This window comes from Kitasatospora sp. NPDC089797 (assembly GCF_040684795.1).
Lineage (GTDB): Bacteria > Actinomycetota > Actinomycetes > Streptomycetales > Streptomycetaceae > Kitasatospora.
The window spans coordinates 14,968-29,392 of sequence record NZ_JBFBGS010000010.1 but is presented as its reverse complement, the minus strand read 5'-3'; the positions used below and the strand labels follow the sequence as shown (position 1 = coordinate 29,392).

Sequence of the window (14,425 nt, the reverse complement as noted above, 5' to 3'; positions counted from 1 at the left end):
TCTCACCCCCGCGGGGACACCGCCCGGGGCGCGCCGGGGGGCGGCCCGGGTGTGGGGGGGGGGCCCCCCCCCCCGGCCGACCGGCGCGCCGTACGGCTCGCACTGACCTCCTGCGGCGCCGGCCGGCTCGCCGAAGTCCGGGACGGCCGGGCCGAGTTGACCCGCCGCCTGGTGGCCGGCTGGCCGCCCGAGGAGCAGCAGGCGTTCTGCGCCCTGCTGGCCCGGTTCAACCTCGCGATGGAGTCGTACTCGGCGGACCAGCAGGGCCAGTGAGCGAGTTAGCCCAGGGCCTGGGTGAGGTCGGCCAGCAGGTCGTCGATCGACTCGATGCCGACCGAGACGCGCACCAGGTCGGCCGGCACCTCGAGCGGCGAACCGGCGGCCGAGGCGTGGGTCATCCGGCCCGGGTGCTCGATCAGCGACTCCACGCCGCCCAGCGACTCGCCCAGGGTGAACAGCCGCGCGCGGTTGCAGACCTCGACCGCCGCCTCCTCGCCGCCGGCGACCCGGAACGAGACCATGCCGCCGAAGGCCTTCATCTGCTTGGCCGCGATGTCGTGGCCGGGGTGCTCGGGCAGGCCCGGGTAGAGCACCTGGCTGACCTTGGGGTGGGACGCCAGCAGCTCGGCAACCTTCTCCGCGTTGGAGCTGTGCCGGTCCATCCGGACGCCCAGGGTCTTGATGCCGCGCAGCACCAGCCAGGCGTCGAACGGCCCGGAGACGGCGCCCATCGCGTTCTGGTGGTACGCGACCTCCTCGCCGAGGCCCGCCTCGGCGAGGACCAGCGCACCGCCGACGACGTCCGAGTGGCCGCCCATGTACTTGGTGGTGGAGTGCACGACGGCGTCCGCGCCGAGCGCGATCGGCTGCTGCAGGTACGGGCTGGCGAAGGTGTTGTCGACCACCAGCAGCGCCCCGGCGCCGTGCGCGACCTCGGCGAGCCCGGCCAGGTCGGTGATGCCCAGCAGCGGGTTGGACGGGGTCTCCACCCACACCGCGCGGGTGTTGGGGCGCAGTGCGGCGCGGACGTCGTCCAGCTTCTGGGTGTTGGCGACGGAGAACTCGACGCCCCAGCGGGTCAGCACCTTGGCGAAGAGCCGGAAGGTGCCGCCGTAGGCGTCGTTGGGGATCACGATGTGGTCGCCCGGCTTGAGGATGGTGCGCAGCAGGGTGTCCTCGGCCGCCAGGCCGGAGGCGAAGGCGAGGCCGCGGGCGCCGCCTTCGAGGGCCGCGAGGCACTCCTCCAGCGCGGTGCGGGTCGGGTTGGCGCTGCGGCTGTACTCGTAGCCGCCCCGCAGGCCGCCCACCCCGTCCTGCTTGTAGGTGGACACCTGGTAGATCGGCGTGACGACGGCCCCGGTCTGGGGGTCTGCTTCCTGACCCGCGTGGATGGCGAGGGTCTCGAAGCCCTGGGGAAGCTGGTGCTCGGTCATGGCTCCGAGCCTAACGGCCGTACGGCGGTGCGCCCGCCGGAACCGGGACGGCGGCCGTAAACCGTCGCTGGGCGGCCCGGTCCCGCCCTTCCGGCGGTGCCGGGGTCCGCGGCCACGGCCCCGGGGCGGGCCGGAATCCGCGGGCCGCCCGGTGCGTTGAAGCCTGGGCAACCCTCCCTACCCCGCTGGAGCAGGCCGTGCTGTTCGATCGCCACAAGACCTCGCTCGTTCCCGCCGACCAGGCGCTGCCCGGCCGCCCGGCCGCGGCCTTCGCCCTCACCGAGCCGCACACCGTGCTCGGCCACCCGCTCACCGGCCCGTACCCGGAGGGGCTGGAGGTGGCCGACTTCGGGCTGGGCTGCTTCTGGGGCGCCGAGCGCACGTTCTGGCGGCTGCCCGGCGTCTGGACGACGCTGGTCGGCTACCAGGGCGGCCACACCCCCAACCCGACGTACGAGGAGGTGTGCAGCGGCCTGACCGGCCACACCGAGGCGGTGCGGGTGGTGTTCGACCCCGCGGTGGTCTCCTACGAGCGGCTGCTGAAGGCCTTCTGGGAGGCCCACGACCCGACCCAGGGCAACCGCCAGGGCAACGACGTGGGCACCCAGTACCGCTCCGCCCTCTACACCCACTCCCCCGCCCAGGCCGCCGCCGCGGTCGCCACCCGGGACGCCTTCCAGCCCGCGCTGACCGCGCTCGGTCACGGCCCGATCACCACCGAGATCGCCCCGGCCGGCCCGTTCTACCCGGCCGAGCCGTACCACCAGCAGTACCTGTCGGACGCCAAGAACCCCAACGGCTACTGCGGTCTGGGCGGCACCGGGGCCTCCTGCCCGATCGGCGTGGCCCGCACCGAGGGCTGAGCCCCGGACGGAGCGGGCCGGGGCGCGGTCACCCGAGGTGACCGCGCCCCGGCCCGGAAGCCGTCCGCGCGCGGGCGGTCAGACGGCGCTGCCGGCCTTCCAGTCGGCCCAGCCCAGGTTCCAGCCGTTCAGGCCGTTGTCCGGGGCGACGGTCTTGTCACCGGAGTTGCGGACCTCGACGACGTCACCGACGATCGAGGACTTGTAGAACTTGTAGCCGTCCGTGCTGCTGTCCTGGGCGCCCTTGGCGTCCTGGAGGCCGACGCAGCCGTGGCTGGTGTTCTGCCCGCCGAAGATCGACGGCGAGGACCAGTAGTTGCCGTGGATGAAGGTGCCGGAGGTGGTCAGGCGCTGGGCGTGCGGCACGTCGGCGATGTCGTACTCGCTGCCCAGGTTGACGGTCTGCGAGTTCATCCGGGTCTGGGTGAACTGCTCGGAGATGACCATCTTGCCGCCCCAGGTGGTGTGCTCGGTGGAGCCGCCGGAGATCTTGTAGACCGCGCTGACCTGGCCGTCCGTGGTGACGGTGAGCTTCTTGGTGGCGAGGTCGGCGACGCTGGTCTGGGCCCGGCCGATGGTGAAGGAGACGTCCTTGGACTGGGTGCCGAAGACGCCCTTCGCGCCCTCGACGTCCTTGAGCCGGAGCTTGAGGGTGACCTTGGTGCCCTTGGCCCAGTACTCCTGCGGACGGAAGTCGAGGCGGGTGCTGGAGAACCAGTGGCCGACGATCTCGACGCCGGGCTCCGCCGTCACCGTGATCGCCGACTGGACGGCCTTCTTGTCGGTGATCGGCTTGCTGAAGTTGATCGAGACCGGCATGCCGACGCCGACCACCGAGCCGTCCTCGGGGGTGAAGTAGCCCACGAAGGTGTTGGCCGGGGTGGCCGTGGCGAAGCTGGTGTTGGCGTCCGCCTCCAGCTTGTCCTTGTCGAGGGCGGTGGCGGTGACGGAGTACTTGGTGCCGCTGGCGGGGGCCGCGGCCGAGGTCCAGCTGGTGTTGTCGGCGGAGAGCTGGCCGGCCAGCTCCTTGCCGTTGGAGTCGGTGACCTTGACCGTGCTCAGGGTGCCGTTGGCGGCGGTGACCTTGACCGGCTCGCTGAAGCTGGCAGCGGTGGCGCCGTCCGCCGGGCTGACGGTGATCACGGCCGCCGAGGTCTTCGGGGCGCTGCTGCCGCCGCCCGAGCCCGGGGTGCCGTTGGCGCCGCCGCCGCCCGAGCCACCGCTGCTGCTGCCGCCGCTGTTGTCGTTGCAGGCCGCGAGCAGCAGGACCGGCGCGCCGATCAGACCCGCGAGCACTCCGCGCCGGCTCCAGCCGCCCCCGGCTGCCCGCCCCTGACCGTCCCGTGCCGTCACGTCGCGTCTCCCTGCTGATCATCCCGGGCGTTTACGGATACAGATACGCGTTCCGACCGCCCACGGTTCCATCACCGAAGGGTAAGCGATCGTATGAGATGACCCAACTTCCCGCTGAACGTGGACAAAACACCCGGCCCGCCGAGGAGGCGGGCCGGGTGTTCACGGGTGTGACGGCTCCCGCGTCCGTTACTCGGCGGACTCCTCCACCGAGTACTCGTCCCACTCGTCGCTCTCGGGGTCGAACTCGGTCTGGGCCGACTCCCAGGTCGCCGAGGCGAGCTCCACGCCCGGGACGTCGCCGAGCAGCGCCACCGGGTCGATGAAGTGGGCGAGCGAACCCGACGGGTCCACCTCGATGGCGTCGACGGACTGGGCGCGCTCCTCGTCGTCGAGGTACTCGTCCTCGGCGACCTGCTGCAGGGCCGCCGCCTTGAGCGCGCCCTCGTCGGTGATCTCCGCGATGAGCTCGATCTTGAGCTTGACGTAGCGCGGGGCGTCGGTCGTTTCAGTGCTGGTCATGCGAGCGAGCGTACGGGACCGGGGACCGCCCGGCGTGCACGGGAAGGGCCCGGCGCACGGAACGCCCGCCGGGTGCGGGAACGGCGCGGGACCGGGCGCACGGACGGGGCCGGTCCCTCGGAACAGGACCGGCCCCACCCGTTCTCCGTCCGGCTCCCCCACCCGGGAGCCACGGAGCCGCGCCGCGAGGCGCGGTGGTCGCCGCGGGAGCCGCCGCACCCTGTCGACCGGCCGGAGCCGGACAGGGGCGGGACGACGGCGCCCCCCGCGGGGCCCCTCCCTCCGGAACCGGTCGGGGAGGGCGGACACGGCGGCCGGGTCAGGACCGTCCGACGTGTCCGGAGCCGGCCGCGCCCGCCGGGGAGCCGCTCCCGGTGGACCGCTGCCGTCTCGCTCGGCGTCTTGCCGTTGACCACCACGATGCCGGAGCCGTGTTAACCGCGTGCTGCGGACAGATGACGCCGGTGTACCACTTCGCCCGTGGACGAATCCTCCGGATCGGCCACGGGCGAAGGGCGGTGAGCGGGCGTCAGCGCCGCCCGGGGGCGGGCGTCAGTGCGCGGCCCGGCCGGTCAGGTAGCCCAGCAGGTCCTGGCGGGTGACGATGCCCTGCGGCTTGCCCTCCACCAGCACGACGGCCGCGTCGGCCTTCTCCAGCACGGTCATCAGGTTGGTGACGGTCTCGCCCGAGCCGACCACCGGCAGCGGCTTGGACATCACCTTCTCCAGCGTGTCGGTGAGCTCGATCTCCTTGGCGAAGATGCCCTCCAGCAGCAGCTTCTCCACCACCGAGCCGATCACCTCGCCGGCCATGATGTCGGGGTGCCCGGCGCCCGGGGAGACCACCGGCATCTGCGAGACGCCGTACTCGCGCAGCACCCGGACCGCCTCGGCGACCGTCTCGTTCGGGTGCATGTGGACGAACTGCGGGACGCCGCCCTGCTCGATGCCCTGCTTGCGGACCAGCACCTCGCTGATGTGCGCCTCGTCGGTGGCCGAGGGCAGGAAGCCGTAGTCCGCCATCCAGTCGTCGTTGAAGATCTTCGACAGGTAGCCGCGGCCGCCGTCCGGCAGCAGCACCACGACGACGTCGTCCGGCCCGAGCCCGCGGGCCACCTCCAGCGCGGCCACCACGGCCATCCCGCAGGAGCCGCCGACCAGCAGGCCCTCCTCCTTGGCCAGGCGGCGGGTCATCTGGAACGAGTCCTTGTCGGAGACCGCGACGATCTCGTCCGCGACGTTCTGGTCGTAGGCGGTCGGCCAGAAGTCCTCACCGACGCCCTCGACCAGGTACGGACGGCCGGTGCCGCCCGAGTACACCGAGCCCTCCGGGTCGGCGCCGACGACCTTGACCTTGCCGCCGGAGACCTCCTTCAGGTAGCCGCCGGTGCCGGAGATGGTGCCGCCGGTGCCGACGCCCGCCACGAAGTGGGTGATCCTCCCCCCGGTCTGCTCCCACAGCTCCGGACCGGTGGAGTGGTAGTGCGAGGCCGGGTTGTCCGGGTTGGAGTACTGGTCCGGCTTCCAGGCGTTCGGGGTCTCGCGGACCAGCCGGTCGGAGACGTTGTAGTAGGAGTCCGGGTGCTCCGGGGCGACGGCGGTCGGACAGACGACCACCTCGGCGCCGTACGCGCGAAGGGTGTTGATCTTGTCGGTGGACACCTTGTCGGGACAGACGAAGATGCACTTGTAGCCCTTCTGCTGGGCCACGATCGCCAGACCGACACCGGTGTTGCCCGAGGTCGGCTCCACGATCGTGCCGCCCGGCTTCAGGGCGCCCGAGGCCTCGGCGGCCTCGATCATGCGCATCGCGATGCGGTCCTTCACCGAACCACCGGGGTTGAAGTACTCGACCTTCGCCAGCACGGTGGCGGTGATGCCCTCGGTGACCTTGTTCAGCTTGACCAGCGGCGTGTTGCCGACCAGGTCGATGATCGAGTTGTGGTACCGCACGGGGGTCCTCCCGGTCTATGGGCATGCGAGTGCATTCGGTACCGCAAGCCTAGGGCGTGGCGGCCGCCGCACACCTCCCTTCCCGCGCCTCCCGCGCTCCCCCAATGGCCCACCCGCGCCCCCGCCCCGGTACTCCCGCCCTCCGCGCGGGTAAGAGCGCTGTGCAGACACGGCCGCGCCCCGCAGGGGTCGGCCCGAAGCGCGAAGGGGGCACCGGATGCCAGGCGCACAGGACTCACGGGCCCGGGTGGCCCGCCGGATCGCCACCGCGGCGGCGTACGGCGGCGGCGGGCTCGGTCTGCTGGGCGTGGGCCTGGTGGGCCTGCTGCTGACCGAGAGCAGGCTCGCCGTCCAGGCCATCGGCGTGCTGGAGACCGTCCCGCCCAAGGCCGACGGCGTCTACGGCGAGGCCTTCGCCGACCGCTGCGCCGCCCCGCAGCCGCCGCTGGTGCTGGCCGTGCTCGGCGACTCCACCGGGGCCGGCCTCGGCGTGGCCCGCGGCCGCGAGACCCCGGGCGCACTGCTGGCGGCCGGCCTGGCCTCGGTCGCCGAACGCCCGGTGCGGCTGGTCAACGTGGCCCGCTCCGGCGGCCGCTCGGCCGACCTCTCCGGCCAGCTGGAGCGGGCCCTGCGGCACCGCCCGGACATCGCGGTGATCATGATCGGGGCCAATGACGTGACCCGGCACAGCCCCGCCCAGCTCGCCGTCCGGCAGCTCGGCGAGGCCGTCGCCGCGCTGCGCGCCAACGGCTGCGAGGTGGTGGTGGGCACCTGCCCGGACCTCGGGACGATCAAGCCGGTCCGCCCGCCGCTGCGCTGGGTGGCCCGGCGGCTGAGCCGCCAGCTGGCCGCCGCCCAGACCATCGCGGTGGTGGAGGCGGGCGGGCGCACCGTCTCGCTGGGCTCGCTGCTCGGCCCCGAGTTCGCGGCCCGCCCGGAGATGTTCGCCGCCGACCGCTACCACCCCTCGGCCCAGGGCTACGCCACCGCCGCGATGGCCGTGCTGCCCTCGGTCTGCGCCGCGCTGGGCCTGTGGCCGGAGGAGGAGCGCCCCGGCCCCGCCGTCCCGGGCGAGACGGTGCTGCCGGTCGCGGTGGCCGCCGCCGCGGCGGCCGGGCGGGCGGGCACCGAGGTGGCGGCCGTGCCGGCGGAGGGGGCCGGCCGGCGCTGGGCCCTGCTGCGGCACCGGCTGCGGGTCGGCCCGGAGGCGGCCGGGCAGCCCGGCGCGGCCCCGGGGACCACGTCGGCCAGCTCACACGCCGGCGCCGGTGACGCTTGAGCTACCAACCGGTAGCTTTCCTCCCGGACCACCGGTCCGCCGTCACTCAGCGAGGAGTCCCGCCATGCCCGAAGCCGTCATCGTCAGCGCCGCCCGTTCGCCGATCGGCCGGGCCTTCAAGGGCTCGCTCAAGGACGTCCGGCCGGACGACCTGACCGCCCACGTCATCCAGGCCGCCCTGGCCAAGGTCCCGGAGCTCGACCCCCGCCTGATCGACGACCTGATGCTCGGCTGCGGTCTGCCGGGCGGCGAGCAGGGCCACAACCTGGCCCGCATCGTGGCCGTGCAGATGGGCATGGACCACCTGCCCGGCACCACCGTCACCCGCTACTGCTCCTCCTCGCTGCAGACGACGCGGATGGCACTGCACGCGATCAGGGCCGGCGAGGGCGACGTCTTCCTCTCGGCCGGCGTCGAGACCGTCTCGCGCAGCGTCAAGGGCACCTCGGACGGCCTGCCCGGCACCATGAACCCGCTGTTCGACGAGGCGATGGCCCGCACCGCCAAGCGCGCCGAGGAGGGCACGTGGGGTGCGGCGCACAGCGCCTCGAACGAGGGTGACGGTGGGCGACGGGTGGGCTGGCACGACCCGCGCGAGGACGGCCTGGTGCCGGACGCCTACATCGCGATGGGCCAGACCGCCGAGAACCTCGCCGCGCTCAAGGGCATCACCCGCGCCGAGCAGGACGAGTTCGGCGTCCGCTCGCAGAACCTCGCCGAGGCCGCCATCAAGGCCGGCTTCTGGGCCCGCGAGATCACCCCGGTCACGCTCCCCGACGGCACCGTGGTCAGCACGGACGACGGCCCCCGGGCCGGCGTCACCCTGGAGGGCGTCCAGGGCCTGAAGCCGGTCTTCCGCCCCGACGGCACCGTCACCGCCGGCAACTGCTGCCCGCTGAACGACGGCGCCGCCGCGCTGGTCGTCATGTCCGACACCAAGGCCCGCGAGCTGGGCATCACCCCGCTCGCCCGGGTGGTCTCCACCGGCGTCAGCGCCCTCTCCCCCGAGATCATGGGCTACGGGCCGGTCGAGGCCTCCCGGCAGGCGCTCCGGCGGGCCGGCCTGACCATCGACGACATCGACCTGGTCGAGATCAACGAGGCCTTCGCGGCCCAGGTGATCCCGTCCTACCGCGACCTCGGCGTCGACCTGGACAAGCTGAACGTCAACGGCGGTGCCATCGCGGTCGGCCACCCCTTCGGCATGACCGGCGCCCGGATCACCACCACGCTGATCAACTCCCTGCAGTGGCACGACAAGCAGTTCGGTCTGGAGACCATGTGCGTCGGCGGCGGCCAGGGCATGGCGATGGTCATCGAGCGCCTCAGCTGATCACCGCGGGGCGCTCCGAAAGGGTCTGGACCACCCGTTTGGAGTGACACAGCGTAATTGAGGGCCGGATCACACCGAGAGGTCGATCCGGCCCTCGAAACTGTCATTTCCGGCCCGGAAATCGACAGTGCGGAGCGGATCAACTCCACTGCGTAGAACGGTGTTACCTAACAATTTGGGGACAAGAGCGAAAGTCCCGGGCGATTTGGACATTCGCCACTGCGGTAACAGCCCCGCATGGGGCAGTGTGGAGAGGTAACCCCGTTCCGCTCCTCGCTAGGAGTACGTTCCGTGAGCGCCGTCTACACCATCCTGCTGCTGATCCTGATCACCGTGTCGACCGCCGTGCTGCTCCGCCTCCGCGGGCTCTCCCGCCGGCTGGACGCACAGGCCGCGGCCCGGGCCGTGCCCGCCCCGGTGGACGAGGCCGCGATACGCCGGGCCGTCGCCGAGGCGCTGGCCGCCGACCGCGAGCGGGAGATCACCGAGGCCCGGGCCTTCTGGGCCGAGCAGGAGGCCCGCGCCGCCGAGGACGCCCCGCTGTTCGACTCCCCGTTCACCGGGGTGTTCACCGGCACCGACGAGTGGCCGCTGTTCTTCCCCCGCCCCACCGGCCCGCAGGACGCCGTCGACAACTCCGGGACGATGGACCCGGAGTTCGGCGAGGCGCTGCGCTCCGCGCTGGAGGACCTGATCAACGAGGACGGCACCGGCCCGGCCGACCCCGGCCCCGAGGGCGGCCTGCCGCTGCGCCCCGGCCACCCGGCCGGCGAGCCCGCCACGGACGCCCGGGCCCGCCGCGAGGCCGACCTGCTGGCCACCGGCCTGGAGGCCGGACTGCTGGACGCCGAGCCGGTCGTGGAGGAGGCCCCGGTGGCCGCCCCCGACCCGCGCCGCCACCCCTCGCACCCCGACTTCGTGCCGAGCCAGGCCCCGTCCCGCGAGTGGACCGACACCCGGCTCGCCGCCCTCGCCGAGGAGGCCGTCGGCCTGGTCGACGTCCGCCCGGGCCCGCTGGGCACCCTGGACGTGTACGCCTTCGCCGACGGCACCACGCTCTGCGTGGCCCCGGGCGACCGGGAGGCCGCCTACCGGCTGATCGACGCGGTCCGTGCCGGTGAGCACGTCCGACTGCTCGGCGGCTCGCGCTTCTCCGGCTCGTACTCGCTGACCTTCTCCACCGACGAGGAGGCCGTCTACGTGCTCGCCGACCGGGTGGTCGCCAGCATCTGACGCCGACTCTCCCCCGCAGCAGGACCGAAGGCCGACCGGGCCGAGGGGTTACCGACCCGGTCGGCCTTCGGCGTGCCCGGGGCCGTCGGCGGGCCGCCCGGCCGCGGGCTCAGGCGCAGAACCCGGCCGCGGGTTCAGGCGCAGAACCCGGCCGTCTCCCGCACCGCGGCCGCCGCCCCGGCCAGCACCTCGCCCACCGCCACCGGCCCGTCCGGAAGGGCCACTTCGGCCCCCGCGGGCAGCGCCGCCAGCGCGGCCGCCAGGTCGTGCCCGGCGACGGCCAGCTGGTCCCCCGCCGCGAACGCCCCGGCGTCCGGGAACTCCCGGTCCGGCCCGCCCTCCGCCGCCGCCGCGAGCGCGGCCAGCCGCCGGGCCAGCTCCAGGACGGCCGCCGCCCGCGAGGCGTGCCCGGGCACGGCGCCCAGCAGCTTGCTCTGCGGCAGCGAGCGGAAACGATCCGCCAGGGTGTCGACGGCGTCGACCAGGGGCTGTACGTCATGCATGGGGAGGAGCTTAGGGCCTGTCTCTTGGATTTTGTCGGGTCAGGCCGCGGCGCTGGGGTGCGTGCATCGCAAGGCGGAGGAGGGAGGCGATGCGGAGCATCGGGCGACCGACGACAACGCGGCGAGGTGCGTGCCCCAGCGCCGCGGCCCCGGCAAGGATCCAAGAGACAGGCCCCGGAGCGAGAAAGCCGCCGGGCCCCGGAGCGAGTGCTCCGGGGCCCGGCGGCAGTGGACGGCGAACGTCAGGGGGTGCGTCAGTCGTCGCCGCGCAGGATCGCGATCAGCCGCAGCATCTCCATGTAGATCCAGACCAGCGACAGGGTCAGCCCGAAGGCCGCCCGCCAGGACTCCCGCTGCGGGGCGCCCTGGGCGATGGCCTCCTCGATGGACGCGAAGTCCAGCGACAGGAAGAACGCGCCGAGGCCGATGCCGATCAGGCCGACCACGATGCCCAGCGGGCCGGAGCGCAGGCCCATGTCGGCGCCGAAGGCCATGGCGATCACGTTGACGAACATCAGCAGCACGAAGCCCAGGGCGATCGCGATGCCGATCCGCTGGTAGCGCGCGGTGACCCGGATCCGGCCGCTCTTGTAGGCGAACAGCATCGCCGCGAAGACGGCCGCCGTGCCCAGGACCGCCTGGATCACGATGCCGTTCAGCATGGTGTTGAAGGCGTGCGACACCGCGCCCATCGCGAAGCCCTGGAGGGCCGCGTAGGTCAGGATCAGCGGCGGGCTGACGCTGCGCTTGAAGGAGATCACCAGGCCGACGACCATGGCCACCAGGCTGCTGGCGATCGCGAACCCGAAGTTCTCGAAGGGCAGCGTGAACCAGGCCACCGCGCCCGCGACGACCAGGGTCAGCAGCGTCATGGCGGTGCGGGCGACCACGTCGTCGAGCGTCATCCGCCCGGTGGCCGCCGGGCCGGCGGACGGCCCGTTGTACATCTGGTAGAGCTGCTCGTCCGTCAGCGGGCCCTGCCCCTGCGGCTGGGCGTAAGGGGTGCCCGCGTACGGGTTTCCGTACTGGCCCCCGGCCTGCGGGGAGGTACCGAACCCCGCGTAGCCGGACTCGCGGGTGAAGGAACCCTCCCGCGAGAAGACCGGGTTGCTGCTTCTCATTGCTCATTCCCTCCGTGGCGGCACTGCACCGCCCGGGTACCAGGGTAATGGCTTGGCAAAAATTTCGGGATACGCCGCGAGGAGGATCTGGTGAACGGCTCCCGGCGGGGTCGCCGGCGGCGGCGCCGTGCGTGACCGCGGGGACACTCCGGGTGCGGCGGTGCCGCGATAATCGACCCGTTGACGACCCGACGCCGTCCGACGGACCAGAACAAGGGTGGAACAGATGAAGATTGCGGTCGACGATCTCACCGGCTCCGAGATCATCGCCTTCCTGGAGTCGCACCTCACGGACATGCGCTCCACCACGCCGCCGGAGAGCAAGCACGCGCTCGACCTCGACGCGCTCCGCAAGCCCGACGTCACCTTCTGGTCCGCCGAGGACGGCGGGAGCGTGGTCGGGTGCGGCGCGGTCAAGCGCCTGGACCCGGAGCACGGCGAGATCAAGTCGATGCGCACCGACCCCTCCCGCAAGCGGAGCGGCATCGCGTCGACCCTCCTCGGCCACATCATCGGGGAGGCCCGGCGGATGGGGTACACCAGGCTGAGCCTGGAGACCGGCGCGAACGACTTCTTCGCCCCGGCCCGCGCGCTGTACGAGAAGTTCGAGTTCGAGTACTGCGCCCCCTTCGCGGACTACCGCGAGGACCCCAACAGCGTGTTCATGACCCGGCTGCTCTGATCCCCCGCCCGGGGGCGCGGCGCCGGACGGAGGCCGCACCCCCGGCCCCCACCCCCACCGCCGACGGACCATCCGGCTGCGGGCGATTTGCCCTGGTTCCGACGCTTACCTCCCTGGTTCAGCAAGCTGCCATGCAACTTGCTGAAGCCGTGCGACCACGCACGTCCCGGGCCCGGCCTGGCAGTGTGCTGCCCATCGACGCGCCAATGCCCCGATCGGGGTGCGCGAGGTTCCGCCGGGCCTTCAACTCCTTGCGAACCGACCGGACTTCCGCGTGACCAAGGATGTGATCGCATGAGCGGCCTGGTGGGCTGGATCGACTTCCGTCGCGACCTCGTCGAGCACGAGGACGTGCTGCACGCGATGACGGACACCATGCGGCTGCGCGGCCCCGACACCGAGGGGCTCTGGATCTCCGGCCACGCCGCACTGGGGCACCGGGGGCTCTCGACCTCCGGGACGCGGGCCGGCTCCCAGCCGCTGCCCGTCGACGGCGAACGGGGCTCCGTGGTCGTCGCCCACATCGGCGAGGTCTACAACGCCGATGAACTGAGGAGGGAGCTCGAGGGCTTCGGGGCCACCTTCCGGAGCGGCTCCACGGCGGAGGTCATCGGGCACGCCTTCCTGCTCTGGGGGAGCGAGTTCGTCACCCGGGTCAACGGGGCGTACGCCTTCGCGATCTGGGACGTGCGCACCCGGCGCGCCGTACTGGGGCGCGACCGCCTGGGCGTGAAGCCGCTCTACTACTACGCGCACGGCTCCGGCGTCCTGTTCGCCACCGAGCCCAAGGGCATCATGGCCAACCCCCTCTTCGAGGCGCGGCTGGACCTCACCTCCCTGCCCCTGGTGCTCCAGCCGCGGCTCGCGCTGCCGGGCGAGACCCCGCTGGCCGGCCTGGCGGAAGTCCCCCCGGCCACCGTCGTCACCTGCTCGGACACCGGGCTGACCCGGTGGCGCTACTGGCAGCTGACCAGCGAGCCCCACCACCAGGACTTCGACGGAACCGCCCGGCACGTACGGGAGCTGCTGGAGGACACGGTCAGCCGCCAACTGGCCTCCGACGTGCCCCTCGGGGCCATGCTCTCCGGCGGCGTCGACTCCACCTCGGTGGCCGCGCTCGCCGCCCAGGCCCTGCGCAAGGAGGCCCCGGACCGCGCCCTGGACACCTTCTGCGTGCAGTTCGAGAGCGACGACGCGCACTGGGTGGCGACCGAGCTGCGCCCGGACATCGACGCCCCGTACGCCGCCGCGGCGGCCGAGTTCCTCGGCACCCGGCACACCACGCTGACCGCCTCCACCCAGCAGCTGCTCGACGTCATCCCCGCGACCCGCCGCGCCCGCGACCTGCCGGGCTGGGGCCAGTTCGACGCGTCGATGTACCTCCTGTTCCAGCAGATGCGGCGCAACTGCACCGTGGCCCTGACCGGCGAGGCGGCCGACGAGGTCTTCGGCGGATACCCGTACTTCTTCAAGGACGACGTCCTCGGCGGCAGCGGCTTCCCGTGGATGGGCAACGGCCCGAAGCTCTCGGACTACCTCTCGCCGGAGGTCACCCGGCTGGTCGACCCGCAGGAGGACGAGCGGGCCCGCTACGCACAGCTGCTGTCCGAGGTGCCGCGGCTCACCGGCGAGGACGCGCAGAACGCGCGGATGAGGGAGGTCTTCTTCCTCGGCCTGTCCGGCCCGCTCGCGGTGATCCTCGACCGCAAGGAGCGCATGAGCATGTCGCTCGGCCTCGACGTGCGCGTCCCGTTCTGCGACCACCGGCTGGTCGAGTACGTGTGGAACGTGCCGTGGTCGATCAAGTCCCGGGGCGGCGTGAAGGGCCTCCTCAAGGCGGCCATGGCCGACGTCCTGCCGTCGGGCACGGTCAACCGGAAGAAGAGCGCCTACCCGCACGTGCAGAACCCGGAGTACGACCGGACCCTCGTCCGCGAGGCGGCGTGGATCGTCAACGACCGGGCCTCGCCGCTGGCCCCGCTGTTCGACACCGAACGGATGAACGGTCTCATCCGGCGGATCGGCGCCAACGAACTGCGGTCCGAGCTGCCCGGCGGATCCAACCAGGCGGCCCTGCTGATCCAGCTCGTGGAACTGCACCACTGGGTCGACGAGTACCGCGTCGCCCTCCGCTGAGCCCGCTCCGCCGG

At 72.8% G+C, this 14,425-nt stretch carries 12 protein-coding genes and 1 pseudogene (1 of these 13 cut by a window edge); 7 read left to right on the top strand and 6 right to left on the bottom strand.

From position 1 onward, the window contains the following. Window positions 1-273 (top strand): annotated as a pseudogene (locus tag AB0O91_RS10055) (MarR family transcriptional regulator); it begins 298 nt to the left of the window's first position. 5 nt (window positions 274-278) lie between these two features. Here AB0O91_RS10055 and AB0O91_RS10050 read toward each other — a convergent pair. Then, on the bottom strand, window positions 279-1,433 hold the full coding sequence (locus AB0O91_RS10050) for a cystathionine gamma-synthase (protein WP_363429864.1): 1,155 nt from the start codon (window positions 1,431-1,433) through the stop codon (window positions 279-281). Between the two features lie 200 nt (window positions 1,434-1,633). Between AB0O91_RS10050 and msrA the strand changes: the two genes are divergently transcribed. Beyond that, entirely contained in the window at window positions 1,634-2,296 is a 663-nt protein-coding gene (msrA, locus tag AB0O91_RS10045) for a peptide-methionine (S)-S-oxide reductase MsrA (RefSeq protein ID WP_363430121.1), read from the top strand. A gap of 78 nt (window positions 2,297-2,374) precedes the next feature. Here msrA and AB0O91_RS10040 read toward each other — a convergent pair whose 3' ends face one another. The 3 genes from AB0O91_RS10040 to AB0O91_RS10030 form a co-directional block, all read right to left on the bottom strand. Then, window positions 2,375-3,649, bottom strand: coding sequence for an Ig-like domain-containing protein (locus AB0O91_RS10040; protein ID WP_363429862.1), 1,275 nt, complete (start codon window positions 3,647-3,649; stop codon window positions 2,375-2,377). 189 nt (window positions 3,650-3,838) lie between these two features. Then, the gene (locus AB0O91_RS10035; RefSeq protein WP_363429860.1) at window positions 3,839-4,171 is read right to left on the bottom strand and encodes a hypothetical protein; all 333 of its coding nucleotides are present in this window, start codon (window positions 4,169-4,171) and stop codon (window positions 3,839-3,841) included. Window positions 4,172-4,723: 552 nt separating this feature from the next. Beyond that, complete coding sequence (locus AB0O91_RS10030; RefSeq protein ID WP_363429858.1) at window positions 4,724-6,124, bottom strand: cystathionine beta-synthase; 1,401 nt, start codon at window positions 6,122-6,124, stop codon at window positions 4,724-4,726. Between the two features lie 217 nt (window positions 6,125-6,341). On the opposite strand from AB0O91_RS10030, the gene AB0O91_RS10025 reads away from it, so the two are divergent. The 3 genes from AB0O91_RS10025 to AB0O91_RS10015 all read left to right on the top strand — a co-directional run bounded on the left by AB0O91_RS10025 (window position 6,342) and on the right by AB0O91_RS10015 (window position 9,969). Then, window positions 6,342-7,403: an SGNH/GDSL hydrolase family protein gene (locus tag AB0O91_RS10025; protein WP_363429856.1), complete on the top strand. Its 1,062-nt coding sequence runs from the start codon at window positions 6,342-6,344 to the stop codon at window positions 7,401-7,403. A gap of 64 nt (window positions 7,404-7,467) precedes the next feature. Then, window positions 7,468-8,736, top strand: coding sequence for an acetyl-CoA C-acetyltransferase (locus AB0O91_RS10020; RefSeq protein ID WP_363429854.1), 1,269 nt, complete (start codon window positions 7,468-7,470; stop codon window positions 8,734-8,736). A gap of 291 nt (window positions 8,737-9,027) precedes the next feature. Continuing rightward, the gene (locus AB0O91_RS10015; RefSeq protein WP_363429852.1) at window positions 9,028-9,969 is read left to right on the top strand and encodes a hypothetical protein; all 942 of its coding nucleotides are present in this window, start codon (window positions 9,028-9,030) and stop codon (window positions 9,967-9,969) included. Between the two features lie 134 nt (window positions 9,970-10,103). Here the strand turns inward: AB0O91_RS10015 and AB0O91_RS10010 are convergent, their stop codons facing one another. Both AB0O91_RS10010 and AB0O91_RS10005 read right to left on the bottom strand, forming a co-directional pair. Beyond that, the gene (locus tag AB0O91_RS10010) at window positions 10,104-10,472 is read right to left on the bottom strand and encodes a hypothetical protein (RefSeq protein WP_363429850.1); all 369 of its coding nucleotides are present in this window, start codon (window positions 10,470-10,472) and stop codon (window positions 10,104-10,106) included. Window positions 10,473-10,726: 254 nt separating this feature from the next. Next, entirely contained in the window at window positions 10,727-11,593 is an 867-nt protein-coding gene (locus tag AB0O91_RS10005) for a Bax inhibitor-1/YccA family protein (RefSeq protein ID WP_363429848.1), read from the bottom strand. A 226-nt stretch (window positions 11,594-11,819) separates the two neighbouring features. On the opposite strand from AB0O91_RS10005, the gene AB0O91_RS10000 reads away from it, so the two are divergent. Then, window positions 11,820-12,275: a GNAT family N-acetyltransferase gene (locus AB0O91_RS10000; RefSeq protein WP_363429846.1), complete on the top strand. Its 456-nt coding sequence runs from the start codon at window positions 11,820-11,822 to the stop codon at window positions 12,273-12,275. 294 nt (window positions 12,276-12,569) lie between these two features. Further along, window positions 12,570-14,411 (top strand): asparagine synthase (glutamine-hydrolyzing), encoded by a 1,842-nt coding sequence (gene asnB, locus AB0O91_RS09995; protein WP_363429845.1) that lies wholly within the window; start codon window positions 12,570-12,572, stop codon window positions 14,409-14,411. Window positions 14,412-14,425 lie beyond the last annotated feature (14 nt).

Excerpts from the sequence above, each read along its gene's own strand:
- AB0O91_RS10050 (WP_363429864.1), bottom strand. The coding sequence starts at position 1,433 with ATGACCGAGCACCAGCTTCCCCAGGGCTTCGAGACCCTCGCCATCCAC.
- AB0O91_RS10035 (WP_363429860.1), bottom strand. The coding sequence starts at position 4,171 with ATGACCAGCACTGAAACGACCGACGCCCCGCGCTACGTCAAGCTCAAG.
- AB0O91_RS10025 (WP_363429856.1), top strand. The coding sequence starts at position 6,342 with ATGCCAGGCGCACAGGACTCACGGGCCCGGGTGGCCCGCCGGATCGCC.
- AB0O91_RS10020 (WP_363429854.1), top strand. The coding sequence starts at position 7,468 with ATGCCCGAAGCCGTCATCGTCAGCGCCGCCCGTTCGCCGATCGGCCGG.
- AB0O91_RS10010 (WP_363429850.1), bottom strand. The coding sequence starts at position 10,472 with ATGCATGACGTACAGCCCCTGGTCGACGCCGTCGACACCCTGGCGGAT.
- AB0O91_RS10005 (WP_363429848.1), bottom strand. The coding sequence starts at position 11,593 with ATGAGAAGCAGCAACCCGGTCTTCTCGCGGGAGGGTTCCTTCACCCGC.
- AB0O91_RS10000 (WP_363429846.1), top strand. The coding sequence starts at position 11,820 with ATGAAGATTGCGGTCGACGATCTCACCGGCTCCGAGATCATCGCCTTC.
- asnB (WP_363429845.1), top strand. The coding sequence starts at position 12,570 with ATGAGCGGCCTGGTGGGCTGGATCGACTTCCGTCGCGACCTCGTCGAG.